Origin of the sequence: Paucibacter sp. PLA-PC-4 (assembly GCF_026241155.1) — a bacterium.
Lineage (GTDB): Bacteria > Pseudomonadota > Gammaproteobacteria > Burkholderiales > Burkholderiaceae_C > Roseateles_E.
In genome coordinates this window covers 1-826 of sequence record NZ_JAPFGP010000066.1, presented here as the reverse complement: position 1 = coordinate 826, position 826 = coordinate 1, and the positions used below count along the sequence as shown (strand labels likewise).

Here is an 826-nt window from a genome sequence, read left to right as displayed (position 1 = left end):
CTTGCCGTTCAGTGGCTGGCAGCAGCGAGCCGATCGACCATGGCCTTGATGGCCGCCAACTGCACCCCCGACTTCTTCGCATAGTCGGTGCCGTAGAAGCCGACCGTGTCCCAGCAGGCGTTCGGGTTGCCGACCGTGCCGTTCGCCGGCGTCGGATAGAGATTGGTGTCGGCCTGGGCCTGGGGGAACAGCACGATGATGCTGTTGCTGTCGGCCCAACGCGTGTAGCCGGTGTTCTTGACGAAGCGGTCGCCGATGCTGGCGTAGTTCTGCGTGCAGCCGTGCATGGCCACGTGCAGCTTGCACTTCGTCCCCGCGGCGCAGCTGGCCGGCACATAGACCCAGCCGGTGCTGGCCATGCCCAGGTTGCCGGTGAACTCGCGCTGGTTGAACTCGAGGTAGTTGGCCGCCGCGGGCGCGTTGTTGCGCGGCAGCAGGGTGCCGTAGAACTGGCTCAGCACGGCCCTCGCGCCGTCGTAGCTGCAGTTCGAGATGTAGGGCGATAGCGAGGCGGCACAGGGATTGTTACCGGTGGCACTGAAGTCGGTGGGGAACACATGCGCGGTGTTCGAACGCTGGATCAGGCTGACGCTGGGCACGCCGTTGCTGACGTACTGGGTCTGCACCGCCAGCATCGGATTCGGCCCGACGGTGGCGTCCTTGGTGCCGGTGAACAGGTAGATCTGCTGGGTCGCGACATTGGCCTTGGAGTCGATCGTCGTGCCGCTCCAGCTGTCGATGTCGGCCTGCATCGCGGCGAGCATGGCGGCGCTGATGACATTGTTGTTCTGGCAGCTCGCATAGGCGTACTCGTACTGGCACAGAT

General features: G+C 64.8%; 1 pseudogene. It reads right to left on the bottom strand.

Annotated features, from left to right (window positions below):
• Positions 1–8 precede the first annotated feature (8 nt).
• Positions 9–826 (bottom strand): annotated as a pseudogene (locus tag OOZ63_RS28915) (hypothetical protein); the annotation flags it as partial.